At 71.4% G+C, this 24,598-nt stretch carries 20 protein-coding genes and 1 pseudogene; 5 read left to right on the plus strand and 16 right to left on the minus strand.

Features of this window, described 5'->3' with window-relative positions:
- Nucleotides 1-87: 87 nt before the first annotated feature.
- The 5 genes from QP939_RS50910 to gltB form a co-directional block, all read right to left on the minus strand.
- Nucleotides 88-1,212 carry a ScyD/ScyE family protein gene (locus QP939_RS50910; protein WP_285454188.1) on the minus strand — a complete coding sequence of 375 codons (1,125 nt, stop codon included), beginning with the start codon at nucleotides 1,210-1,212 and terminating at the stop codon, nucleotides 88-90.
- A gap of 147 nt (nucleotides 1,213-1,359) precedes the next feature.
- Entirely contained in the window at nucleotides 1,360-2,748 is a 1,389-nt protein-coding gene (locus QP939_RS50915; RefSeq protein WP_285454189.1) for an alpha/beta hydrolase, read from the minus strand.
- Nucleotides 2,749-2,830: 82 nt separating this feature from the next.
- Nucleotides 2,831-3,718 (minus strand): trypsin-like serine peptidase, encoded by an 888-nt coding sequence (locus tag QP939_RS50920; RefSeq protein ID WP_285454190.1) that lies wholly within the window; start codon nucleotides 3,716-3,718, stop codon nucleotides 2,831-2,833.
- A 127-nt stretch (nucleotides 3,719-3,845) separates the two neighbouring features.
- On the minus strand, nucleotides 3,846-5,354 hold the full coding sequence (locus tag QP939_RS50925; RefSeq protein WP_285454192.1) for a glutamate synthase subunit beta: 1,509 nt from the start codon (nucleotides 5,352-5,354) through the stop codon (nucleotides 3,846-3,848).
- Entirely contained in the window at nucleotides 5,347-9,900 is a 4,554-nt protein-coding gene (gltB, locus tag QP939_RS50930; RefSeq protein WP_285454193.1) for a glutamate synthase large subunit, read from the minus strand. The genes QP939_RS50925 and gltB overlap by 8 nt, the downstream gene beginning before the upstream one ends.
- A 311-nt stretch (nucleotides 9,901-10,211) precedes the next feature.
- Here gltB and QP939_RS50935 point away from each other — a divergent pair, with 311 nt between their 5' ends.
- The 4 genes from QP939_RS50935 to QP939_RS50950 all read left to right on the plus strand — a co-directional run bounded on the left by QP939_RS50935 (nucleotide 10,212) and on the right by QP939_RS50950 (nucleotide 13,606).
- Complete coding sequence (locus tag QP939_RS50935; protein WP_285454194.1) at nucleotides 10,212-11,000, plus strand: SDR family oxidoreductase; 789 nt, start codon at nucleotides 10,212-10,214, stop codon at nucleotides 10,998-11,000.
- Between the two features lie 97 nt (nucleotides 11,001-11,097).
- Complete coding sequence (locus QP939_RS50940) at nucleotides 11,098-11,487, plus strand: type VII secretion target (RefSeq protein WP_285454195.1); 390 nt, start codon at nucleotides 11,098-11,100, stop codon at nucleotides 11,485-11,487.
- Nucleotides 11,488-11,503: 16 nt separating this feature from the next.
- Nucleotides 11,504-12,934 (plus strand): hypothetical protein, encoded by a 1,431-nt coding sequence (locus QP939_RS50945; protein WP_285454196.1) that lies wholly within the window; start codon nucleotides 11,504-11,506, stop codon nucleotides 12,932-12,934.
- 9 nt (nucleotides 12,935-12,943) lie between these two features.
- Nucleotides 12,944-13,606 carry a hypothetical protein gene (locus tag QP939_RS50950; protein WP_285454197.1) on the plus strand — a complete coding sequence of 221 codons (663 nt, stop codon included), beginning with the start codon at nucleotides 12,944-12,946 and terminating at the stop codon, nucleotides 13,604-13,606.
- 111 nt (nucleotides 13,607-13,717) lie between these two features.
- Here QP939_RS50950 and lgt read toward each other — a convergent pair whose 3' ends face one another.
- The 5 genes and pseudogenes from lgt to QP939_RS50975 all read right to left on the minus strand — a co-directional run bounded on the left by lgt (nucleotide 13,718) and on the right by QP939_RS50975 (nucleotide 18,434).
- Nucleotides 13,718-14,692 (minus strand): prolipoprotein diacylglyceryl transferase, encoded by a 975-nt coding sequence (gene lgt / locus QP939_RS50955; protein ID WP_285454198.1) that lies wholly within the window; start codon nucleotides 14,690-14,692, stop codon nucleotides 13,718-13,720.
- 18 nt (nucleotides 14,693-14,710) lie between these two features.
- Nucleotides 14,711-15,884 (minus strand): annotated as a pseudogene (locus QP939_RS50960) (M20 metallopeptidase family protein).
- Nucleotides 15,881-17,005, minus strand: coding sequence for an amidohydrolase family protein (locus QP939_RS50965; RefSeq protein WP_285454199.1), 1,125 nt, complete (start codon nucleotides 17,003-17,005; stop codon nucleotides 15,881-15,883). Before QP939_RS50965 ends, QP939_RS50960 begins: the two are co-directional and overlap by 4 nt.
- Nucleotides 17,002-18,060: an APC family permease gene (locus tag QP939_RS50970; RefSeq protein ID WP_285454200.1), complete on the minus strand. Its 1,059-nt coding sequence runs from the start codon at nucleotides 18,058-18,060 to the stop codon at nucleotides 17,002-17,004. The genes QP939_RS50965 and QP939_RS50970 overlap by 4 nt, the downstream gene beginning before the upstream one ends.
- Nucleotides 18,015-18,434, minus strand: a complete 420-nt coding sequence (locus QP939_RS50975) for an APC family permease (RefSeq protein WP_285454201.1) — start codon at nucleotides 18,432-18,434, stop codon at nucleotides 18,015-18,017. Before QP939_RS50975 ends, QP939_RS50970 begins: the two co-directional genes overlap by 46 nt.
- A gap of 53 nt (nucleotides 18,435-18,487) precedes the next feature.
- On the opposite strand from QP939_RS50975, the gene QP939_RS50980 reads away from it, so the two are divergent.
- Entirely contained in the window at nucleotides 18,488-19,846 is a 1,359-nt protein-coding gene (locus QP939_RS50980) for a type I glutamate--ammonia ligase (protein WP_285454202.1), read from the plus strand.
- On the opposite strand, the gene QP939_RS50985 is transcribed toward QP939_RS50980, so the two are convergent.
- The 6 genes from QP939_RS50985 to trpC all read right to left on the minus strand — a co-directional run bounded on the left by QP939_RS50985 (nucleotide 19,838) and on the right by trpC (nucleotide 24,499).
- Complete coding sequence (locus QP939_RS50985) at nucleotides 19,838-20,506, minus strand: peptidoglycan recognition protein family protein (RefSeq protein WP_285454203.1); 669 nt, start codon at nucleotides 20,504-20,506, stop codon at nucleotides 19,838-19,840. The genes QP939_RS50980 and QP939_RS50985 overlap by 9 nt on opposite strands.
- A 47-nt stretch (nucleotides 20,507-20,553) precedes the next feature.
- Nucleotides 20,554-21,045 carry a Uma2 family endonuclease gene (locus tag QP939_RS50990; RefSeq protein ID WP_285454204.1) on the minus strand — a complete coding sequence of 164 codons (492 nt, stop codon included), beginning with the start codon at nucleotides 21,043-21,045 and terminating at the stop codon, nucleotides 20,554-20,556.
- Between the two features lie 206 nt (nucleotides 21,046-21,251).
- Complete coding sequence (locus QP939_RS50995) at nucleotides 21,252-21,632, minus strand: MerR family transcriptional regulator (RefSeq protein ID WP_285454205.1); 381 nt, start codon at nucleotides 21,630-21,632, stop codon at nucleotides 21,252-21,254.
- A gap of 34 nt (nucleotides 21,633-21,666) precedes the next feature.
- Nucleotides 21,667-22,461 carry a tryptophan synthase subunit alpha gene (gene trpA, locus QP939_RS51000; RefSeq protein ID WP_285454206.1) on the minus strand — a complete coding sequence of 265 codons (795 nt, stop codon included), beginning with the start codon at nucleotides 22,459-22,461 and terminating at the stop codon, nucleotides 21,667-21,669.
- Nucleotides 22,458-23,693 carry a tryptophan synthase subunit beta gene (trpB, locus tag QP939_RS51005; RefSeq protein WP_414641894.1) on the minus strand — a complete coding sequence of 412 codons (1,236 nt, stop codon included), beginning with the start codon at nucleotides 23,691-23,693 and terminating at the stop codon, nucleotides 22,458-22,460. The genes trpA and trpB overlap by 4 nt, the downstream gene beginning before the upstream one ends.
- On the minus strand, nucleotides 23,690-24,499 hold the full coding sequence (trpC, locus tag QP939_RS51010) for an indole-3-glycerol phosphate synthase TrpC (protein WP_285454207.1): 810 nt from the start codon (nucleotides 24,497-24,499) through the stop codon (nucleotides 23,690-23,692). Before trpC ends, trpB begins: the two co-directional genes overlap by 4 nt.
- Nucleotides 24,500-24,598 lie beyond the last annotated feature (99 nt).

The raw sequence follows: 24,598 nt of genomic DNA on the forward strand, positions 1-24,598 counted from the left end.
GCGCGTCCGAGTGGCCGGGACAGCGGGCTCCCGACGCCCGTTCAGAGCGTCGAGAGCCGCTGGACCTGCGCTTTTCGTGTCGGAGCCTCAGCCCCGCGGCACCAGCCGGACGACCGATCCGGTGCCCTGGGAGGTGCCGTTGTTGCTGACGAACACCTCGTCGCCACGGACCACCAGGCCGGTCGCGGCGGCCAGCCCGGCCGACGCCAGCACGGTCTTGGTGCCGTTCTTCTCCACCCGAGTCAGCACGCCGGGAGAAGGCGGGGCCGCGATCCCGTCGCGGGCGAACGTCAGCGCGAGCAGCCTGCCCTTGTGGTCGAAGGTCAGGTCGGTCAGCGCGGTGAAGCCGTCGGCGTAGACCGTCGGCGCGTGGCCGGGGACGACGCGGTAGACGCGCGCCGCACCGACGGCGATGCTGCTCAGCTCGGAGACGTACAGCGCGCCGTCGGGACCGACGACGACCGAGGTCGGCACGCTCTGCACCGGGATCTGCGTGCCCGGCGGCAGGCCGAGCGCGGGCGGCGCGGTGACGAGCTTCGGCGGGAACACCGCGAGCACGCTGATCCGGCCGCGGCCGTCGACGTAGAGCAGGTCGTTGCCGGCCGCGTCGACGACGGCGAACCCGTCGCGGTAGCGGGTCATGCCGTACGGGTTGGAGTCGATCACCGGGGTGTCCGGGCTCGCCCCGGCGCCGTGGTCGGGGTTGTTCCTGGCCTCGAACGCGGCGAAGTCCGGGCCGGGCACGAGGTACCGGCCGAACCCGAACGACAGCTTGCCGAGCAGCCGCCCGGCGGTCCCGAAGGGGTTGGCGCCGGTCTGCGGGTCGATGAGGACGTCACCGCAGAGCACGGCCGGGACACCGTGGACGAAGTCGACGTCGGTCGGCCCGGCGACGGCGGCGCCACCGGGGGCGGCCGCCGACGGCAGGCCGGTGAGGATCCGGCGGACCCCGCCGTGGCCGTCGAGCTGCGCCACGGCGCCGCTGAGGCCGAAGCAGGCCGGGCCTTCCGGGCCTTCGACGCACTGGCCGTCGCCGCCCGCCCCGGCCTCGGCGACGTAGAGCCTGCCGTCGTGGACGGTGAGGTGCCGGGGGTTGTTCAGCCCGGTCGCGACCGTCTTCAGGCCGCTCTGCCCGGCTTCGGCTCCGGGCGCGGCCACGACCAGGGCCGCGGCCGACGCCGCGACCACCGCGGCGCGCACGAGTCTGGACATGTCTTCCCACCTCTCCGCCCCGTCTCGTGATCGATCCACAGTGGACCGCGGAGGCCGGGCGGAGTGATTGTGCTCCCCTGCCCCGGAAAAAGCGTCCCCTTCGACCGGTCGGGTGACGGAGTCCGCCCCATCGGGCAGGGGAAATTTTCAGTCAGCCGCGCAAAAACCGTCCGCCGCGGGGAACAGGCCGTCACGCAGGTAACGCAGGACAACGTCGTTGCCGCAAGCGTTTTCGCGCGTGAAGACGCCGTGCCCGCCCGCGTCGACCGTCACCATCCGCGCCCGGTTCCCGAACGCCGCTCGCGTCTCCCGCGCCCCCGACAACGGCGTCGCCGGATCACGCCGGTTCTGCACCAGCAGCACGTTCGCCGGGCCGGGGCCGCCCACGCGCACCGGGGGTTCGGCGCGCTCGACCGGCCAGAACGCGCACGGGTTCACGTTCGCCGCCGCCGGGCCGAACATCGGGTGGCGCAGCCGTTCGCGCTCCACCGCGCGTTGATACGCACCGACTCCCTCCGGCCAGTCGGAGTCGTTGCAGATCACCTGCAGCTGCAGCGCGGCATGGTTGTCGCCGTCGAGGGGGCCCGTCGCCGAGCGGGCTCGGCCCGCCCACTCCGCCGCCACCGCCGGGAACATCGCGTCGTCGTACAGGCCGTTCCACGTGTTCGCGCGGAACTCCGGCCCGCGGACGGCGGCCAGCTCGGCGAACTTCGCCGCCACGGCCGCCGGGGTCCGCCCGAGGTGATACGTATCGTCACGCGCGGCCGCCCAGGCGGCGAAGTCCCGGAACCGGTCGTCGAAGCCTTCGGCGAACCGCCGGTTCGCCACGACGTCGAGGCCGCCCGGCCCGAGGACGCTGTCGAGCACGATCCGGTCGCCGTGCCCGGGGAACATCGACGCGTACGCCGCCCCGAGGTAGCTGCCGTACGAGACGCCGTAGTACGAAATTTTCCGCTCCCCCAGCGCTTCCCGGATCCGGTCGAGGTCGCGCGCGGTGTTCGCGGTGGTCATGTGCGGCAGCAGGTCCGCGGTTTTCGCGTCACCGCACTGTTTTGCCACGATTCGGGCCGTCACCGCGGTGGCCGCGACGTCGCGCGGGCCCCCCGCGTACGGACCGAGGACCGCGCCGCGCTGCGACGGCGTCATGTCGCAGGTGACCGGCGTGCTGTAGGTGGTGCCGCGCGGGTCGAACCCGATGACGTCGTAGGCGTCCGGCAGCCCGGAACCGCCCACGCGCTCCAGGAGCTGGGCGGGCATGGCGAGGCCCGGGCTGCCCGGGCCGCCGGGGTTCATCAGGAGCACGCCACGGCGTTCGCCGGGCGTCGCCCGGTGCCGCGAAAGGGTCAGCTCGATGGTGCGGTCCGGGTGCGCGTAGTCGAGCGGGACGCGCAGGGTCGCGCACTCGAGTCCGGCGGTCGGCGACGGCGTCAGGCCGTAGTCCGGGCACGGCACCGTCCACTTCAGACTCGGCGAAGCCGCCGCCGGTGGCGCGGCGAGCAGAGGCAGGAAAGCCAGGAGTACCCACGTTTTCCGCATGGGTCCAGCGTGGCCCGAGCGGGTGCGCGCACGCGTCAGCCCAGGGCCGGAACCGCGGCTCCACCCCTGGGCTGACGTCGGCTCACGCGGCCTGCGCGCGGTTGTACAGGTTCTGGGCGTCGGTGCCGAAGTACGGCCCGAACATGTAGCCCGGCAGGAAGGTGTAGCCGAAGCTGTTCACCGAGGCCTGCACGCCGGTGCCGGTGCCCTCGTTGAACGACAGGAACCACGGGCCGCCGCTGGAGCCGCCGGTCATGTTGCACCGCATGCCATGGTCCTGGGTGAGCAGGAAGTCGGTGAAGGTGGTGCCGCTGCAGTAGATCAGCTTCGTGCCGTCGTAGGGCGCGGCCGCCGGGTAGCCGAAGGTGTACATGCTCTGGTTCTTCGGCTGGTTGAAGGCGATGCCCTGGGCGCCGACGACGTCGGTGAGCTTCCGGCCGTTGAGCGGGTTCACCACGGCCATGCCGACGTCGTAGTTCATGTCCTCGCTGGCTTCCCACTGCGGGGTGGTGAGCGTGGACTTCGCGGCCCACTGGCCGTAGGGCGCGTTGCCGTTGTCGTAGCCGGGGACGAAGGTCCACTCGGTGTGCCAGGTGCCCTGGTACTTGACGCAGTGCCCGGCGGTGACGACGACACTGCCGTTGGCGCTGGTCACGGCGTCGCCGGAGCAGGAGGCCTTCTGGCCGTTGAAGAGGAAGAACACGCGGCCGGCGGTCTGGGTAACCTTGCCGCCGCCGGTCCAGGCACCGCCGCCGTTCGGGATGCTCTGGATGATCGCGCTCTGCCCGCGCGCGACGTCCTTCTTGGTGAAGGCCGGGGTCTTCACGAGCTTGTCCATCGGGATGGCCGCCCGCATGGCCTCAGGCGTCCAGAAGGGTTTCGGAGCGGCCTGGACGGGGGTGCCGGCCAGGGCGAACGCGAGGGAAAGGACCGCGGTGACGATCGCGGCCCGGAAAGTCGTGTGCTTCAAGACGCCCACCTTCCCGCGAAGTGAATCGTCGCAAAAGCGACAGAGCTACTCGAAAGTAGTTGTCACGCGACTGAGCGCACACCGCCATTCGGCCGTGGTGGGTACGGCCGAATGGCGGAGCGCTGCGTCAGACGACGGCGAGCGGGAGTGCCGTCGGGTGAACGGGCGCCGGGAGGTCCGACGCGCCGGTGAGGAAGGCGTCGACCGCGTTGGCCACCGAGCGGCCTTCCGCGATCGCCCACACGACGAGCGACGCGCCGCGGTGGGCGTCGCCGCAGACGAACACGCCGGGCGACTCCGTCTGCCAGTCCGCGCCGCACGACAGGGTGCCGCGCTTGGTGAGCGAAAGGCCGAGGCCGCCCAGCAGCGGCATCTCCTCGACGCCCTCGAAGCCGATCGCCAGCAGGACCAGGTCCGCGGGCAGCGTCTCGACCTCGTCGTTGACCGGGATGACCTCGCGGCGGCCGGTCGCCGGGTCCTTCTGGACGCGGACCTGCTGCAGCTCGACCGCCGTCACGCGACCCTCGTCGTCGCCGACGAACCGCTTGACCGCGACGGCGAACTTCCGCTCGCCCGCCTCCTCGTGCGCCGGGTAGGTGCGGAGGATGTACGGCCAGGTCGGCCACGGCGAACGGTCGTCGTCGCGGGTGGTCGGCGGCATCGGGTACTGGTCGAGCTGCGTCACCGACAGCGCGCCCTGGCGGGTCGCGGTGCCGTAGGAGTCGGCGCCGGTGTCGCCGCCGCCGATGATGACGACGTGCTTGCCCTTCGCGTCGATCCGCGGCGGGCCGTCGCCCTCGACGTACTTGTTGGCCGGGACCAGGTGCTCCATCGCCAGGTGGATGCCGTCGAGGTCGCGGCCCGGCGTCGTCGTGTCGTCGCGGCCGCGCAGGGCACCGACCGCGAGCACGACGGCGTCGTACTGCGCGCGCAGGTCCTCGACGGAGAGGTCGACGCCGACCTCGCAGCCGGTGACGAACTTGGTGCCCTCCTTGCGCAGCTGCGCCAGGCGCCGGTCGAGGACCTTCTTCTCCATCTTGAACTCGGGGATGCCGTAGCGCAGCAGGCCGCCGAGGCGGTCGTCGCGCTCGAACACCGTGACCTCGTGCCCGGCGCGCGTCAGCTGCTGGGCCGCGGCCAGGCCCGCGGGCCCGGAGCCGACGACCGCGACGCGCTGCCCACTGGACACTTCGGACACCTGCGGCTGGACGTAGCCCGCTTCCCAGGACTGGTCGGCGATCGTCGCTTCGACGCGCTTGATCGCCACCGGCCCGCCCGACAGCGGCGAGATGGACAGGACGCAGCCCGCCTCGCACGGTGCCGGGCACAGCTTCCCGGTGAACTCGGGGAAGTTGTTGGTGGCGTGCAGGCGGTCGCTCGCCGCGGCCCAGTCGCCGCGGCGGACCAGGTCGTTCCACTCCGGGATCAGGTTGCCCAGCGGGCAGCCGGAGCCGCCGGAGTGGCAGAACGGGATGCCGCAGTCCATGCAGCGCGACGCCTGCTTGCGGACCTTTTCGTTGCGCTCGTTCGGGTCGACGTCCGCGTAGACCTCGCCCCACGAGTGCAGCCGGTCCTCGCGTGCCTTCTTCTTCGGCTCTTCGCGCTCGAACTTCAGGAAACCGGTCGGGTCAGCCACGAGCGGCCTCCATGATCGCCTCGTCGACGTCGCGGCCGGCGGCCTTCGCCGCCTTCGCCGCGTCCAGGACCCGCTGGTAGTCGCGCGGCATCACCTTCGTGAACGCCGCCGACCGGCGCGGCCAGTCGCCGAGCAGCGACGCCGCCACCGCGGAGCGGGTGAGATCGTGGTGCTGCTGCACCGTTTTCTTGAGCCAGGCCAGGTCGTCCGCGCTCGGTGTGAGCAGGTCCACCATGTCCTGGTTGACCTTCCGGCGGTCGACGTCGAGCACGAACGCCACGCCGCCGGACATGCCGGCCGCCAGGTTCCGCCCGGTCGGGCCGAGCACCACGGCGCGGCCGCCGGTCATGTACTCGAAGGCGTGGTCGCCGACGCCCTCGGCGACGACCGTGGCGCCGGAGTTGCGGACGCAGAAGCGTTCGCCGACCTGACCACGCAGGAAGATCTCGCCCGCGGTCGCGCCGTAGGCGATCGTGTTGCCCGCGATCGTCTGTGCCTCCGCCGCGAAGGTCGCCTCCGGGTCGGGGCGGACGACGATCCGGCCGCCCGAAAGCCCCTTGCCGACGTAGTCGTTCGCGTCGCCGACCATGTCGAGGGTGATGCCGCGCGGCAGGAACGCGCCGAGCGACTGGCCCGCCGAACCGGTGAGCGTGACGTTGATGGTGCCCTCGGGCAGGCCGTCACCGCCGTAGCGGCGGGTGATCTCCGAGCCGAGCAGCGTGCCGACGGTCCGGTTGACGTTGCGCACCGGCATTTCGATGTTCACGTGGTGCGCGTCTTCCAGCGCCGCCTCGGCGAGCTGGATGAGCGTGCGGTCCAGCGCGTGCTCGAGGCCGTGGTCCTGGCCGCGCGTGCGTCGCTTCGCGCCGCCATACGGGGTCTCCGAAGGCATCTCGAAGATCGGCGCCAGGTCCAAACCGGACGCCTTCCAGTGGTCGACGGCCTCGTCGGTGTTCAGCAGCTCGGCGTGGCCGATGGCCTCGTCGAGCGTGCGGAAGCCCAGTGCCGCCAGCGTTTCCCGGACTTCTTCGGCGACGAACTTGAAGAAGTTGACGACGTGCTCGACCTGGCCGGTGTAGCGCTTGCGCAGCTCGGGGCTCTGCGTGGCGACGCCGACCGGGCAGGTGTCGAGGTGGCAGACGCGCATCATGATGCAGCCCGCGACGACGAGGGGGGCCGTCGCGAAGCCGTACTCCTCGGCGCCGAGCAGCGCCGCGATGACGACGTCGCGCCCGGTCTTCATGGCGCCGTCCACCTGCACGGTGATCCGGTCGCGCAAGCCGTTGAGCAGCAACGTCTGCTGGGTCTCGGCGAGGCCGATCTCCCACGGCGTGCCCGCGTGCTTGAGCGAGTTCATCGGGGACGCGCCGGTGCCGCCGTCGTGGCCCGAGATGAGCACGACGTCCGCGTGCGCCTTGGACACGCCGGCCGCGACCGTGCCGACGCCGAGCGAGGACACCAGCTTCACGTGGATGCGGGCGTGCTCGTTGGCGTTCTTGAGGTCGTGGATCAGCTGGGCCAGGTCCTCGATGGAGTAGATGTCGTGGTGCGGCGGCGGGGAAATCAACCCGACGCCCGGCGTCGAGTGCCGGGTCCGCGCGATCCACGGGTACACCTTGTTCGGCGGCAGCTGGCCGCCCTCGCCGGGCTTCGCGCCCTGCGCCATCTTGATCTGGATGTCGTCGGCGTTGACGAGGTACTCGCTCGTGACGCCGAACCGTCCACTCGCGACCTGCTTGATCGCGCTGCGGCGCTCGGGGTCGTAGAGCCGCTCGGGGTCCTCGCCGCCCTCGCCGGTGTTGGACCGGCCGCCGATGCGGTTCATCGCGATGGCCAGGGTTTCGTGCGCCTCGGCCGAAATCGAGCCGTACGACATCGCGCCGGTGTTGAAGCGCTTGAAGATCGCCTCGGCGGGCTCGACCTCGTCCAGCGGCACCGGCTCGCGGACGCCGTCCTTGAACGAGAACAGCCCGCGCAGCGTGCCGCCCTCGCGGTAGAGGCGGTGCACCTCTTCGGTGTACTTGCGGTAGACCTCGTCGCGGCCGGTCTTGGACGCGTGCTGCAGCAGGAACACCGTCTCCGGCGTGAACAGGTGCAGCTCGCCCTCGCGGCGGTAGGCGTACTCGCCGCCGGTGTCGAGTCCACGGTGGACGCGGTCGGTCGGGTTGTCCGGGTACGCGCGGCGGTGGCGCGTCGCGACCTCTTCGGCGAGCACCTCGAGGCCGACGCCGCCGAGCTTCGACGACGTCCCGGTGAAGTACTCGTCGAGCAGGTCCTGGCTCAGGCCGAGGGACTCGAAGACCTGGGCGGCGGTGTACGCGCCGACCGTCGAGATGCCCATCTTGGACATGATCTTCAGGACGCCCTTGACCAGCGCATACACGTAATTGCGGACGGCCTTGGCGGGCTCGATGCCGGTGACCGCGCCCTGCCCGATCATGTCCTCGATGGTCTCGAAGGCCAGGTATGGGTTGACCGCGGCGGCGCCGTAGCCGAGCAGCAGCGCGATGTGATGCACCTCGCGGGCGTCGCCGGATTCGACGACGAGCGCGACGCGCAGGCGTTCCTTGGTGCGGACCAGGTGGTGGTGCACCGCCGACACCAGCAGCAGCGACGGAATCGGCGCCATCCGGTGGTCGGAGTCGCGGTCGGAGAGCACGAGCGTGCGCGCCCCGGCGGCGATCGCCTCCGACGCCTCGCGCCGGACGCGCTCGATGGCCGCGGCCAGCGCCTCGGCGCCGCCGTCCACTTCGTACAGTCCGGAAAGGACGCTGCAGGCGAAGCCGGGGAGGTCGCCGTCGTCGTTGATGTGGATGAGCTTGGCGAGCTCGTCGTTGTCGATGACCGGGTACGGCAGCTTCAGGTGGCGACAGGACGCCGGGCCGGGGGCCAGGAGGTTGCGCTCCGGGCCCATGATCCGCGCCATGCAGGTGACGAGCTCTTCGCGGATCGCGTCCAGCGGCGGGTTCGTCACCTGGGCGAAGTTCTGCTTGAAGTAGTCGTAGAGCAGCCGGGATCGCTTGGACAGCACCGCGGGCGGGGTGTCCGAGCCCATCGAGCCGATCGGCTCGGCGCCCTTCTCGGCCATCGGCGCGAGCAGGATCTTCAGCTCTTCTTCGGTGTAGCCGAAGGAAAGCTGGCGCCGCAGCACGGAATCGTGGCTCTGCACGACGTGGTCGCGGTCGGGCAGCTCGGCGATCTTGAGCAGGCCCGCGTGCAGCCACGAGTCGTAGGGCAGCTCGCTCGCCAGCGCGGACTTGACCTCTTCGTCGTCCACGATCCGGCCGGCCTCGGTGTCGACCAGGAACATCTTGCCGGGCTTGAGCCGCCCCTTGGCGACGACGTCCTTGGGCGCGACGTCGAGGACACCGGCCTCGCTGGCCAGCACGACGCGGTCGTCGGCCGTGCGCCACCAGCGCGCCGGACGCAGGCCGTTGCGGTCCAAGACCGCCCCGACCAGGCTGCCGTCGGTGAAGGTGACGCACGCGGGGCCGTCCCACGGCTCCATCAGGCTGGCGTGGAACTGGTAGAACGCGCGGCGCTCCGGCTTCATGGTGGCGTGGTTCTCCCACGCCTCCGGGATCATCATCAGCACGGCGTGCGGCAGCGAGCGGCCGCCGAGGTGCAGCAGTTCGAGGACCTCGTCGAAGGACGCCGAGTCGGACGCGTCCGGCGAGCAGATCGGGAAGAGCCGGGACAGATCGCCCGGGATGAGGTCGGACTCCAGCAGCGCCTCGCGGGCCCGCATGCGGTTGCGGTTGCCGCGGATCGTGTTGATCTCACCGTTGTGGGCGACGAACCGGAACGGGTGGGCCAGCGGCCAGGACGGGAACGTGTTGGTGGAGAAGCGGGAGTGCACCAGCGCGATGGCGCTTTCCAGGCGCTCGTCGCGCAGGTCGGCGAAGAACGCGGGGAGCTGCTCCGGCGTCACCATGCCCTTGTAGACCAGGGTCCGCGAGGACAGCGACGGGAAGTACGTGCCGCAGCCGGCGTTCACGCTTTCGTGCTCGACGCGCTTGCGCAGGCAGAAGGCGAGCCGGTCCAGCTCCAGCCCCGATTTCCCGTCGGCGGTGACGAAGAGCATCGAGAAGTGCGGCATGACCGAGCGGGCGGTCGGTCCGATGTCGGCACGGTCGGCGTCGACGGGTACTTCGCGCCAGCCGAGGACCTCCAGGCCCTCTTCGACGGCGATGCGTTCGGCGAGCCCGACGGCCTTGCGGCGCTGCTCGGCGTCTTCGGGCAGGAACGCGATTCCGGCGGCGTAGCGGTGGTGGCCGTGCTCGTCGGGTTCGGGGAGGGCGAACCCGGCCTCGGCGCGCAGCAGCGCGTCGGGCAGCTGCAGCAGGATGCCCGCGCCGTCGCCGCTGGTGGGCTCCGCGCCCGCGGCGCCGCGGTGGTCCAGGTTGGTCAGTGCGGCCAGGCCGTCGGTGACGATGCCGTGGGAGCGGCGCCCGCGGATGTCGGCCACCATGGCCACGCCGCAGGAGTCCTGTTCGGTCTCCGGGTCGTAGAGACCCTGCTTGCCGGGAATGGCGGAGAAGATCATGAAGGGACCTCCTTCGTCGTCTGTTCGTGCTGGCCGGGCTACCGGCCGGGGAGCGCACGGGACGACGATGGCCCGCTTGTTAGCGCGACTTTAACACCTGGGAAACACGCCAGCATCCGTTCGGAGCGCCCCGAACGGCGTCGGACGGTAACGATCTGGCTGCGCGGAACGACGTAGTTCCTGATGGGTTCCCGGTAGTTCGTTCCGCTAAGTATACGGCCCGGAAACCTCGGTCGAGCTTAACGTGACGGGCCTGACGCCGCCGGTCGAGCCTGTGTCGCCGGTCACTAGAACGTGTTACATTTCGCCGCATGATCCTCGACCGGTTCAAGCTCACCGACCAGGTCGCCGTGGTCACCGGCGCCGGACGCGGAATCGGCGCTGCCACGGCCGTGGCCCTCGCCGAAGCGGGCGCCGACGTGGTCATCGCGTCCCGGACCGCCGCGCAGCTCGACGAGGTGGCCGCGCGGGTTTCGGCGGTGGGCCGCCGGGCGCACGCGGTGCCGGTGGACCTGTCATCGCCGGAGGCCGCGGCGGAGCTGGCATCGACGGCGGTGGCGGAGTTCGGGCGCCTCGACCTCGTGGTCAACAACGTCGGCGGCACGTACCCGCGGCCCCTGCTGGAGTCTTCGGTGGACTTCATGGAGGAGGCGTTCCGCTTCAACGTGTCGACGGCGCACGCCCTGACGACGGCGGCGGCCCCGGCGTTGCTGGAGACGGGCGGCTCGGTGGTCAACATCTCGTCGGTGATGGGCCGGGTCTCGGGCCGCGGCTTCGCGGCGTACGGAACGGCGAAGGCGGCCCTGGCCCACTACACCCGCCTGGCGGCCGCGGACCTGGCGCCGAAGGTGCGGGTGAACGCGATCTCGGTGGGCTCGGTGCTGACGTCGGCCCTGGAGATCGTGGCGGGCAACCCGGAGCTGCGCTCGAAGATGGAGGCGGCGACGCCGTTGAAGCGGATCGGCGAGGCCGAGGACATCGCGGCGACCGTGGTGTTTCTGGCGTCCCGGGCTGGTGGGTACATCACGGGCAAGGTCCTCGAGGTTGATGGCGGCCTGCAGGCCCCGAACCTGGAATTGGGGCTGCCCGACTTGCCCTGACCCGCCGTTTTCGGTGAACCACCCACGCCTCGTGTCCACCTGGTGCCATAGTGTTGCTCGACCGAATGGATCACCGGGGACAACGAGGGGGAGATCCGTGGCCGACGTCGAAGTCGACCCCGAGGCGATGCGCGAGTACGCCCAGGTGGTGGACGGCCTGCACCAGGTCGTCGACAAGATTGACGAGTACATGCGCGCGACCGCGTGCGACAAGTCCGGGTTCACCGGCCTGTTCATGGTGCTGCGCCCGGTCGTCGACCTGGTCGGCAACCTCTACGGCGAAACCCTGAAGTTCGGGCATTCCCGGCTGACGTCACTCAGCCAGGGCGTCCAGTCGGCGGCGGACGCGTACGCGAGCCACGACGAGAACTCGGCCAAGATCCTGGACGAGCTGCGCGCGAAGCTCGAGTCGATGGGCGGTGCGGCCGGCGAGCCGGGCGGGGTGCCGGACGACTTCCCGACCATGCCGCACCCGGCCGGACGCTGACGAGGAGACCAGGACCATGGCACGGTCACACGGCGGGCACCACGGCGGCGGCCACCCCACTGGCCACAACGGACAACCCGGCGGCCACCCGCACCAGCCGGGGCGGGGCACCCGGCCCGGCGAGCACGACGACGACGGGAAGGACCGTCGCCACCCCCAGGGCGACCAGCACGACGACGGCAAAAAGCGCCCCGGCGAAGACGAACGCGACGACAAGAAGCGCGACGACGACTCGGACGGCAAAGACAAGAAGCGCGACGACGAGCCGGACGACAGCGACTCGGACGACGGCGATTCAGGCGGCGATTCAGGCGGCGACTCGGGCGGGGACTCCGGCGGCAGCGGCGGCGACCCGGGCGGCGGGAGCACCTACACCCCCGCCGGGTTCGACGACGGCGGTTCGATCACCGAGACCCTGCAGCCGCCCGAGGACACCTCCGCCGAGGACGTCGAGTCGCTGATCAAGGACGCCGGTGTCGAGGTGCTGGCCGTCGAGTGGGTCTACCAGAAGATCACCGGCACCACCCTCACCCAGCAGTTCATCGAGCCCCTCACCGGTGACTTCTCGAAGATCTCCGCCGACGCGCAGGCGTGGCGGAACATCAGCGAGTCGATGAAGGCGTTCTCCATCGTCATGTCGGAGAACGAAAAGGTGCTCGGCGAGCACTGGACCGGTTCGGCCGCCCTCGCGCACAAGGCCTACGTCGACATCGGCTGGAAGGCCGGGCTGACCGCCGAAGCCGCGATCGCCGAACTGATCGCCAAGGGCTTCGACCTGCTCGCGGACACCTCGCGCAAGCTCGCCGCCAAGGCGCTCGACCTGCTGAAGAGCCTGATCGACCGGCTGCTGGTGATGGCCGCCGAGGCGTGCGTCCCGATCGCCGGGTGGGTCGCGGACGCGATCACCGCGCTCAGCGAGATCATCCCGCTCATCGACGCCCTGATCTCGATCATCGACATGATCAAGGACATCGTCGAGAAGGTCGGCGACCTGTGGAACTCGCTGAAGGACATCGGGTCGCAGCTGGCGAAGATCAAGGACGTCCAGGGCATCGGCGACCTGGTGGACATCGGCAAGAACATCGCGGGCGACGTCGGCGACATCAAGGACGACGCCAAGAGCATCGGCGACACCGCCCGCGACATCGGGAAGACGGCGAAGGAAGCCACCGGCCGGGGCGACGACGACGAGCCGGACGAAGACCACCGGCGGCGGCCCGACGACCACACGAGCGCTCAGGGCACCGGCGGGCACTCCGACACCCCGGCCCCACCGCAGCACCAGCCACCGCAGCAGCAACAGCAACACCAGCCTCCGCGGCAAACCGTCCCGCAGACGGTGCCCCCGCGGCAGACCGTGCCGCACCGGCCTCCGCAGCACACTCCGCAGCCGCACCACGAGCCGCGCCGCCCGAGCAGCGGGCGCATCAGCGGACGAATCGACTAGGAGCGCCCCATGTCCCAGCCCACCCCGCCGCGGCAGGCGGCGGACGCGTGGAAGACGGCCGCCGTCCGGGAGGCCGAGTCCGCGCTCGACCGGAGCGTGAGCAAGTCGCGGCAGCTGCTCAAGGACCTCGCGAAGGTCAAGCTGCCGCCGGTCGACCGGACTCCGTCCCCCGAGCGGATCGCCGCGGTCAAGGCCGCCGCCTCGCGCCCGGACGCGCCGCCGCAGCTGCGGCTGCTCAAGCGGAAGGTCGACTCCGGCGCCCTTTCCTGGGAGGACGTCGCCTCCGGGAAAGCCTTCGCCGATCCCGAGGTCCGTGCGCTCGCCATGGGCAACCTCGGCGAAGCCCGCGAGATGTACCGAGAACTCCGCGAAGGCGCCACGGCCGACGAACTGATCGAGGCCCGCGCCGGCGGCCGCCCGGCCGACCCGCTGGCCGACACGGGGTACTCGCCCTACCCCGCCGCGCCCGCCCCGCCGCCGCCGCCGCAGAGCGAAGCGCCCAAGGAGGTGCCCCCGGCCCGGCCGCGCAGCGAATCGCGGTGGGACGACGACGACTTCGCCGACCCCCTCGCCGACGACGCCCCGCCGCGGCGGTCCGCTCCCCCGCGCTCCCCCCGCCGGGACGCTCCCCCGGCCGACGACGACTACTTCGGCAACTCCCCGCTCGGCTGACCCGGGCGAGCTGAAGGGGACGTTCATGTCATCTGATGCGGTGAAGGGTCCTTTCCTGTCATCACATGACAGGAAAGGACCCTTCAGCCCGCTCGGCTGACGCGGGAAACGCTAGTCCTCGGACTTCTTTTCGTCCTCCGCCGGAGTTTCCGGCTCGGCCGGAGCGTCGGCGGTCACCTTCGCGTGCTCCGGTTCCTCCGAAGCCGCCTCGGCGTCCTTGCTCCGCAGCGATTCGGGTGCTTCCCGCGGCCCGCGCCGACCCGCGAGCACGAAGTACACCACCGCCCCCGCGAACAGTAGGATCGACGTCCACACGTTCACCCGCAGGCCGAGGATGTGGTTCGCGGTGTCGGTGCGCATCATCTCGATCCAGCCGCGGCCGACCGTGTAGCCCGCGACGTACAGCGCGAACGCCCGCCCGTGCCCGAGCTTGAACTTGCGGTCCGCCCACACCACCAGCAGCGCGACCAGCAGGTTCCAGATCAGCTCGTACAGGAACGTCGGGTGGACCGGGCTCTCCGGCAGCGGGATGTGGCCCGTCGCGACGCCGTTCAGCAGGTTGTCCGGGTCCTCCGGGTTGAACCGCTGGTAGACCTCCAGGCCCCACGGCAGGTCGGTGTGCGCGCCGTAGAGCTCCTGGTTGAAGTAGTTGCCGAGCCGCCCGATGGCCTGGGCGACGACGATGCCGGGGGCGATCGCGTCGGCCATCGCCGGCAGCGGGATGCCCTTGCGGCGGCAGGCGATCAGCGCGCCGACCGCGCCGAGGGCGATCGCGCCCCAGATGCCGAGGCCGCCGTCCCAGATCGCGAACGCGTTCCAGGGGTTCTTGCCCTCGGTGAAGTACAGCTCGGGGTCGGTGATCACGTGGTACAACCGGCCGCCGACCAGGCCGAACGGCACCGCGAACACGGCGATGTCGATGACCGTGCCCTTGGTCCCGCCGCGGGCGGCCCAGCGGCGCTCCCCCCACCAGATCGCCACGATGATGCCGGCGATGATGCACAGGGCGTACGCGCGGATCGGGATCGGTCCCAGGTGCCAGACCCCGCGGTCGGGGCTCGGGATCGTCGCGAGGTAGGCGGTCATCACGCGGCCACCGTAGCGCTAAGGCGCCGACGTCTCCAAGGCGGCCAGGTACCCCGCCACCAGCGCGTGCGCGACCTGGGTGACGGCTTGGTCGCGCGGGAGGAACCGTTCGTCGTGCAGGCTCGGCACGCCGGCGGTGTCGCCGAGGCCGACGAACAGCATCAGGCCGCGGGTCCCGTTGCCGCAGTAGTGGGCGAAGTCGTCGGCGCCGAACGAGCGGAACTTGTCGTCGACGGCGAAGCCCGCGTGCCGCAGCCAGCGTTGCGCGCCTTCGGCCAGGTCGGGGTCGTTGTTCAGCACCGGCTCGCACGGGCTGATCTGCAGCTCGGCCGTGCAGCCGTAGGCGCGGGCCGTGCCGTGCACGATGTCCGTGAGCGTCTCCAGCGCCTTCTCCCGGTCCTTCTCGCGCATCACGCGCAGGGAGCCGAACGCCGTCGCGCTGTTCGGGATGACGTTCGCCGCCGCGCCCGCCTGGATCCGCCCGATCGAGCAGACCGCGCCGAACACCGGGTCGATCCGCCGCGACGCCAGCTGCTGCAGGCTCACCACCAGCTGCGACAGCGCCAGGATCGGGTCGCGCAGCAGGTGCGGGTAGCCGGCGTGGCCGCCCTGGCCGTGCAGGGTCACCTCGAACTCGTCGGTGGACGCGTTCACCGGGCCGGGCACCGCCGAGACCACGCCGTGCGCGATCCGCGGCTGGACGTGCGCGCCGATCACCGCGTCCACGCCGTGCTCGGGCAGGATCCCCGACGCCACGACGTCGAGCGCGCCGGGCGGGGACGTCTCCTCCCGCGGCTGCAGCAGCGCCAGGATCGGCCGCGGCACGCCGACGCGCACCGCGGCCCGGCACACCGCGACCAGCGCGGCGAGGTGGACGTCGTGGCCGCACGCGTGCATCAGGTCGGACTCCGACGCCCACGGCACGCCGGTGCCCTCCAGCACCGGGAGGGCGTCGAAGCTCGGCCCGCAGCGCCACGGCCGGGCCGTCGTCGGTGCCGGGCAGCCGGATGGCGCGGCCGGTCTTGGCCACGCGGGTCCCGTCGCCCGCGCCGAGCGCGCGCACCACCAGGCGGGCGGTGTCCTCCTCGTCGCCCGAGGCACGCGGGTCGGCGTGCACCGCGTGCCGGAGCTCGACGGCGGCGGGCAGCTCGTCGGCGATCGCCCGCGTCCACCGGGCCCACAGGTCACTCACACGTGCTCCAAGCGGTAGATCCTCTGCGCGTTCTCGTGTCCCACCAAAGCACACATCCGGACGGCGTCCACTTCGGACAGCGCGTCGGCGTCGAGCGCCGCGCGCAGGAAGTCCGAGAGTCCCTGCCGGAACAGGGCCGTGCCCAGGTGGTACAGCTCGGCCAGGCCGAACGCGTCGGTCGAGAAGAGCACCTTCCCGAACGGCGCGATCTCCAGGAAGCTCGGCCAGCACGGCCGGCGCCGGAACCCCGCGTTGTGCGTGATGAGCCCGGCGTCGACGAACACGTGCTCGAAGACCTGCGCCAGGTACGCGGCGTTGCGGTGGAACGGGTAGTTGTGCAGGAGCAGGATCGGCACGCCGCGCTCGCGCGTCGCCCGCAGCAGGCCAGTGAGCAGCAGCGGGTCGCACCGGTGGAGGTCGACGTCGGCGTCGCCGTAGCCGACGTGGAACTGCACCGGCAGGCCCAGGTCGAGGCCGGTGAAGACGAGGTGCCGGTGCAGGACCTCGTCGGCGAGCCGGGTGCCGCCCGCGGCGAGCCAGCGCCCGGCCGCGGCCTCGACCTCCGACGGCGACGGCCGCTCCCCCGCCAGCTCGAGCCCGGCGCGGTAGGCCGCGATCGACTTGAGCCCGACGGCGGTCGCCGCGCGTTTCTCCAGTTCGCCGGCGAAGGCGGCGGCGAACCCCGCGGCGGTGGACCCGCCGATCACCGCCTCGGCGACCTGTTCCAGCCGGACGACGTCGTGCGCGCGGGCACCGGCCAGCCCGGCGAACTCCGGCGTCGTGGTCAGCGCGTCCGGCAGGAACCCGCCGTCCAGCAGGAAGTCGGTCGTCCCGGTGCCGCGCAGGAACCGCCGGGCCACCTCGGCCGCGCCCAGCTCGGCGCGGCGCTGCAGGTAGGCCTCGGCCGAAGCGTGCTTCGGCAGGTCGAGCACCGGCGCGCAGCGAGCCCGCACGGCCAGCCCGATCAGCGAGTCGAACAAGCTCGTGCCGAGCGGCGAAGGCGCGTCGGCCTCGGTGAGCATGGCCTCGAAGTCCGCGCGGGGCACGTCGCGGGTGACGACGCCGTGGCAGTGGTGGTCCACCAGCGGCAGGTCCGCGACGAACGGGAGCAGGTCGGTCATGCGCCTCCGTCCACTGTGCTCAGCCTTTCCCCCACCCTACGAGCGAAGCGCGGCGCGGACAGCACGGAGATCACCGCGAGCACCAGTACGGCCCCGGCCACCACCGGGAACCACCGCGCCGGACCCTCGGTCGGGTACGGCACCACGTTGACGTACACGGTGTAGCCGAGCACGGCGAGCGCGCCGATCGGGAACACGAGGTGCCACCGCGGCACGCGCATCCGGCGCTTCACGAACAGCAGCAGGATCGCGCCGACGGTGGTGAGCAGGTAGATCACCAGCAGGATCAGCGTGCCGATCGAGCCGGACCAGGCGAAGGTGTCCGACGCCGTCGCGCCGAAGAACAGCGCGCAGACCACGATGATCAGCACCGCCGCGCCGGTCACCGCGCTGACCGCCGCGACCGGCGTGCCCTGCGCCGACGTCCGGCCGAGGCCGCGGCCGCCGAAGGCGTCGCGCCCGAGGGCGTACAGCAGCCGCGAACCGCCGACGACGCACGCCAGGCAGCAGCCGAACGCGCTGATCGCGGCGCCGACGCTGATCACGTCGCCGACCCACGAGCCGACGTAGCGGCTGCCGAGGTCGCCGAGCAGGGACGGCGAGTCGTGGAACGCCGTCGCGTCGGTGCCGAACGCCATCATCTCGACGGCGGTGACCACGACGAAGTAGAGCCCGCCGAAGAGCGCCGTGCCGAGGATCGCGCGCGGGATGTTGCGCTTCGGGTCGTGGGTTTCCTCGCCGAGCGTCGCCGCGGCTTCGAAGCCCGCGAAGGACAGGAAGCCGAACACCGCGCCGAGGAACACCCCGGACAGCCCGGTTTCCGGCGTGAAGACGTCGAGGGTGAACCCGGCGTCACCCGGCGCGCCGCCGGCCAGCAGGCGCACCAGGATCACCACGGTGACCAGCAGGATCACCGCGATGGTCACGCCTTCGACAGCGAGCAGCGTGCTCGTGCCGCGGCGCGCGGGCACCACCGACAGCAGCCACGCGCCGATCAGCGCGACGGCCGTCAGCACGAACGGGCCCCACGACGGCGGGTTCGGCCAGATCCCCACCTGGGTGAGGAAAGCCGTGCCGAGGGTGCCCGCGGCCGAGTCGTGACGACGGCGTAGAACGTGTACGTGCCCAGGAGGCCGAGGCCGGAGACGACGCCGGCGCGCGGGCCGAGCGTCGCGCCGACGAACGCGTACACCGAGCCCGCGTGCTGGTAGTACTGGCAGAGCTTGACGAAGCCGTACGCGACCAGCAGCACCCCGACCGCCGAGAGGAGGAAGGCGAGCGGGACGGCGCGCCCGGCGGCGGCCGCGGTCTGCTGGGGGTTGATGTTGGCGGCCATGCTGGGGGCCATCAGCGCCACGGACAGCCCGACGGCCTGCCAGACCGAGAGCGAGCGGCGCAGCCCTGGACGGGTTTCGACGGTGTCTGACACGATCTCCACCTCTTTCTCAGGCAATCGATCCAGTGAACTACGACGGGGGCAGGATGAGCCAGCTCGATCGGGCAGAACTCGCGCAGCAGGGCGCACTCCGGGCCGACGCCCTGCGCGCGGCCGGCGTCGAGCTCGTCGCGCTGACGTTCGTGGACAACAGCGGCGTCGTGCGGGTCAAGGCGGTGCCGGTGGACCGGCTGTGGTCGGCGGCGGCGTGGGGGGTCGGGGCGTCGAACTCGTTCGACTTCTTCCTGGCCACCGACGACATCACGGGCGGGACGTACTCGCGCGGCCCGGTCGGTGACCTGCGGCTGCACCCGGACCTCGACGCGCTCGTACCGCTGGCCGCGCAGCCGGGCTGGGCGTGGGCGCCGGTCCGCAAGTACGACCAGGACGGCGAACCGCACCCGCAGGACCCGCGCGCGCTGGCCGCGATGGCGGCGGATCGCCTGGCCGCCTTGGGCTACAACGCGCGGATGGCGTTCGAGGTCGAGTGGGTGGTCACGACGCCGGACGCGCCGGACGACCCGCGTTCGGCGGCGCCGGGCCCGGCTTACGGTTTCGCGCGGCTTTCCGCGCGGGCGGACTACCTGCGTGCGCTGGTGTCCACTTTGTCCGCTCAGGGCATCGAGGTGGAGCAGATCCACCCGGAGTACGCGGCGGGCCAGTTCGAGGTGTCGGTGGCCGCGGACGACCCGGTGCGCGCGGCGGACGTCGCGGTGCTGACGCGCGAAACGATCCGGACGGTCAGCGCCCGCCACGGGTTCCGGGCTTCGTTCTCGCCGAAGTTCGAGCCGGGCGGCGTCGGCAACGGCGGCCACGTGCACCTGAGCATCTGGGACGGCGACCGCAACCTGTGCGCCGGCGGCGACGGCCGGTTCGGCCTGACACCGACGGCGGAGGCGTTCGCGGCGGGCATCTTCACGCGGCTGCCGGCGTTGCTGGCGATCGGCGCGCCGTCGGTGGTCAGCTACCTGCGGCTGGAGCCCCACCACTGGGCGGGCGTGTTCAGCGCGTGGGGCCTGGAGAACCGCGAGGCCCCGCTGCGGCTGGTCAGCGGCCCGGCGGGCCAGCGCGACCGGGCGGCGAACTTCGAGGTCAAGTGCTTCGACCTGACAGCGAACCCGTACCTGGTGGTGGCGGGGCTGCTGTTCGCGGGCCTGGCCGGGATCTCTTCGGAAGCCTCCTTGCCGGAGCCGGTCGACGTCGACCCGGGAACGCTCCCGTCGGCGACGCGGCTGCCCACGTCGCTGGCGGACGCGGTGGCGGCGTTCGAAGCCGATTCCGTGCTGACGTCGGCGTTCGGGACCGAGCTGGCGACGACGTTGATGGACGTCCGCCGCGGCGAGATCGACCGGCTCGGTGCGCTGCCGCCGTCGGAGCTGTGCGCGGTGGTGCGGTACCTACATTGACGCGGCGACTTCTTCGCGCAGCTGCGGGAGTTTCGCGTAGAGGCGGTCGCCGGGGCATTCGGTGTTGTAGTAGTCGCGGTGGCTTTTGATCTCTTCGACGGGAATGCCGTACTGGCGGCAGATGTGCGCGCAGAAGAGAACGAGCGACGCCCACTGCGCCTCGGGCGGCTCGACACTGGTGTAGGTGCCTTCGTTTTCGATGCCGATGGCGTTGGTGTTCTGCCCGGGGCAGTGCGCGCCCTGGATCATGGTGGTGCGGCCGCGAAGGGCGTCGAGACTGCCGTGCCGCCCTTCGAGCCGGTACCCGCCCCGGCTGACGGTGAAGTGCTGGCCGGTGTCGGACCAGCCGTTGTTGTCCATGTGGTCGTGCTGGTCGTCGCGGGCGACCTGGAAGGCGTGGGCGAGGGAGTAGTCGGTGCTGTTGGCGCTGGCGATGTGGTGGATGAGGATGCGGTTGGCCGGGTGGTCGAGGGTGGTGAGGGCGTCGGCCGGTGGGCGCGCGCCCCACTCGGCGCAGGAGTAGACGCGCGGTTCAGTGGCGGCCTGGGCGGCTTGGGCGGCTTGGGCGGCTTTCGGGAGGATGAGCCCGGCTGCCCCGGCGACGGCCAGCCCGGCGGTGCCGCGGAGGAAGGTGCGCCGCGGGAGGTGTCCGAGATCCATGCGGTGAACCGTGCCGCGGCGGCGTACAGGTTTCGTACAAACGCCTTTCAGAGGCGCAGGGTGGCCTCGAAGGGGCGGGTGAGGTGGAGTTCGCCGTTCTCGCTCTTGGCAATCGGGACGTATTCGCCGCCTTCGAGCTCGAAGAGGGTGGCCGCGGTCGGTTCGAGCGGCTCGACCAGGAGGTAATACGGGATCAAAGCCTCGGCGTAGAGGGCCCACTTCAGGATCCGGTCCTGCACCTTTGTCGACGGTGAAACAATCTCGGTAGCCAGGAGCACCTCGCTCGCCGAGTAGGCGACGGTGTCGACTTCCGGACAGGTCACGATCACCAGGTCCGGGATCAGCAGGCGCCGCCCACCGAAGCGCACGTTCACCCCGGGCAGGACCTCGGTGTCATCGGGGGCGGCCGACGCGGAGGCGAGCTGCAGCTTCTGCAGAATTCTCTGGTGCGTCGAAGTCGGTGCTGGGCTCACGAGGAGTACCCCGTCGACGAGTTCGATCCGCTGGAGTGAGGTCTGGTCCTCGGGCAGAGCGAGCACTTCGTCGACCGTCCAGCCCTCGGGTCGGGGAGGGATGCTGAACTCCGCCGACGGTTCAGTCGGTGCTGCCATCGCACTTCACCTCCGCTCCAGCGTGTCGCCGCAGGTCTGCTCCAGTGTGGCATGTCCGCTCGGTCCCCTCGTTGTGGATCATCACACGAGGAGTATGCGGACCGCCACCGACAGTTCTGGATCAGGTGAGGGTGTCACGCAGGTGAAACAGCCAGCTCTTCCGCGCCGCTGTACAGCCGGATCTTGAAGCGGATGTGCTCCTGGTGCTCGCGCAGCCGCTCGATCTGGGCCTCGACCCGCTGCTCGTGCTCGCGCAGGACCTCGACCCGTTCCTCGCGCGTCGCCTCGCCGGAGCGCAGCAGCTCCACGAACCGCAGCATCTCCGCCACGGGCAACCCCGTGTACCGCAGGCACCTCAGCAGCTGCAGGAACTCCACGTCCTGCTCGGTGAAGAACCGCCGCCCGCCCGCCGTGCGGCCCACCTCGTGCAGCAGGCCGATGCGCTCGTAGTACCGCAGCGTGTCGATCGTGAAGCCGGTCTTTTCGGTCACCTGGGCCGGGGTGTAGGTGGTCACGGCACCCAGCCTCGCACCTGGAGCCCGGTCCAGGTCAAGCGGTGGGCGCGACCGCCCGGCGCACGCCTTCGGCCAGCTCCGCCGACAGCGCCCGGACCCCGGACGCGCCCTCGGCCGCCGCCGTGACCAGGGCCGAACCCACGATCACCGCGTCCGCGAACGACGCCACCTGGGCCGCCTGGTCGCCCGACCGCACACCCAGACCCACGCCGATCGGCAACGACGTGTGGGCGCGCGTGCGGCGGACCAGCTCTTCCGCGTGCACACCGACCTGCTCGCGGGCACCCGTGACACCCATGACCGCCGTCGCGTAGACGAACCCCGAGGCCGCGTCCACCGTGCGGGCGATCCGCTCCTCCGACGACGACGGCGCCACCAGGAAGATCCGGTCCAAGCCGTGCGCGGACGAGGCTTCCATCCACGCGCCCGCCTCGTCCGGGATCAGGTCCGGCGTGATCATGCCGAGCCCGCCCGCCGACGCGAGGTCGCGCGCGAAGCGGTCCACGCCGTAGCGGTTGACCGGGTTCCAGTACGTCATCACGACCGCGCGGCCGCCGCGCGAGGACACCGATTCCACGACCTCGAACAGGTGCTTGAGGCGGAAACCGTTGTCCAGCGCGGTCACCGAGGCGGCCTGGATCGTCGGGCCGTCCATCACCGGGTCCGAATACGGGACGCCGACCTCGATCAGGTCCGCGCCGCCGTCGATGCAGGCCGCGATCAGGTCCTTGGACCCGTCGACCGTGGGGAACCCGGCCGGGAGGTAGCCGATCAGCGCGCCGCGCCCCTCCGCGCGCGTCGCCGCGAAGAGGTCGTCCAGCCCGCTCATTCGTTCACCAGTCCGAACCACTTCGCCGCCGTGTCCATGTCCTTGTCGCCGCGGCCCGACAGGTTCACGATGATCAACCCGTCCGGACCCAGCTCGCGGCCCAGCACCAGCGCGCCGGCCAGCGCGTGCGCCGACTCGATCGCCGGGATGATGCCCTCGGTGCGCGACAGCAGCTGGAACGCGTCCATCGCCTCGGCGTCGGTGACCGGGCGGTACTCGGCGCGGCCGGTGTCCTTCAGCCACGCGTGCTCGGGCCCGACGCCCGGGTAGTCGAGCCCGGCCGAGATCGAGTGCGACTCGACCGTCTGGCCGTCCTCGTCCTGCAGCAGGTACGTCATCGCGCCGTGCAGGTTGCCCGGAGAGCCCTTCGTGAGCGTCGCCCCGTGGCGGTTGCCCTCGATGCCCTCGCCGCCCGGCTCCAGGCCGACCAGCCGCACGGACGGGTCGTCGTAGAAGCCGGAGAAGATGCCGATCGCGTTCGACCCGCCGCCGACGCACGCCGCGACGACGTCGGGCAGGCGCCCGGCCTGCTCGAGGATCTGCGCGCGGGCCTCTTCGCCGATGACGTGGTGGAAGTTGCGCACCATCGTCGGGAACGGCGCCGGCCCGGCGGCCGTGCCGAACAGGTAGTGCGTGGTGTCGGCGTTGGCGACCCAGTCGCGCAGAGCCTCGTTGATCGCGTCCTTCAGCGTGCGCGACCCGGTCTTGACCGGGATCACCTCGGCGCCGAGCAGCTTCATCCGGGCGACGTTCAGCGCCTGGCGCTCGGTGTCGACCTCGCCCATGTAGACGATGCAGTCGAGGTCGAGCAGCGCGCACGCGGTGGCCGTGGCGACGCCGTGCTGGCCCGCGCCGGTTTCGGCGATGACGCGCTTCTTGCCCATCCGCTTGGTGAGCAGCGCCTGGCCCAGCACGTTGTTGATCTTGTGCGAGCCGGTGTGGTTCAGGTCCTCGCGCTTGAGGAACACGCGCGCGCCACCGGCGTGCTCGCCGAAGCGCTTGGCCTCGGTGAGCAGCGACGGGCGGCCCGCGTACTCGCGCAGCAGGCGGTTGAACTCGTTCAGGAAGTCCGGGTCGTTGCGGGCCTTGTCGTACTCGGTGGCGACCTCGTCGACGACGCCGATCAGCGCCTCCGGCATGAACCGCCCGCCGTACGGGCCGTAGTAGCCGCGCTCGTCAGGGTCGTGCGTGCCGACCTCGTGAGGCTGTTTGACACCGTGCTCTTGGGTCACCGCGACGGCCTCGGGCAGGCGGGGTGGGATCCGGCGGTGACGAGCTTGACCAGGGCGCCCTTCGGGTCGCCGGAGGCGACGAGCCCCTCGCCGACCAGCACCGCGTCGGCGCCGTGGCCGGCGTACGACATGAGGTCGCCCGGGCCGCGGACGCCGGACTCGGCGACCTTGTAGACGTCCATCGGCAGGCCGGGGGCCAGCCGCGAGAAGACGTCCCGGTCCACCTCGAGGGTGTGCAGGTTGCGCGCGTTGACGCCGATGACCTTGGCGCCCGCCTCGAGGGCCTTGTCGGCCTCCTCGGCGTTGTGGATCTCCACCAGCGCGGTCATGCCCAGCGATTCGACGCGGTCGAGCAGCGCGACGAGCGCGTTCTGCTCCAGCGCGGCGACGATCAGCAGCACCATGTCGGCGCCGTGCAGGCGGGCCTCGTGCACCTGGTACGGGCTGACGATGAAGTCCTTGCGCAGGATGGGGATGTCCACCGCGGCGCGGACGGCGTCGAGGTCGGCCAGCGAACCGCCGAAGCGGCGCTGCTCGGTCAGCACGCTGATCACGCGCGCGCCGCCGTCTTCGTAGTCCTTCGCCAGCGCGGCCGGGTCGGGGATGTCGGCCAGTGCGCCCTTGGAGGGGCTGCGCCGCTTCACCTCGGCGATCACGCCGATGCCGGACTCGCGCAGCGCGGCCATCACGTCGCGGGGCGCCGGGGCGGCGGCCGCGCGGATCTTGAGTTCGTCGAACGGCAGCGCGGATTCCCGCACGGCGAGGTCTTCCCGCACGCCGGCGACGATGTCTTCGAGCACGCTCACCGGGCGCCCCCGCCCGGCCACACGCTCACGGTTTCACTCGCAAGGTCGCTCACAAAAACCTTCCCCTTCCCGCCGAAACGATGCTAACCCCCGCATCCG

The sequence above is a fragment of the Amycolatopsis nalaikhensis genome, assembly GCF_030264295.1.
GTDB classification, from domain to species: domain Bacteria; phylum Actinomycetota; class Actinomycetes; order Mycobacteriales; family Pseudonocardiaceae; genus Amycolatopsis; species Amycolatopsis nalaikhensis.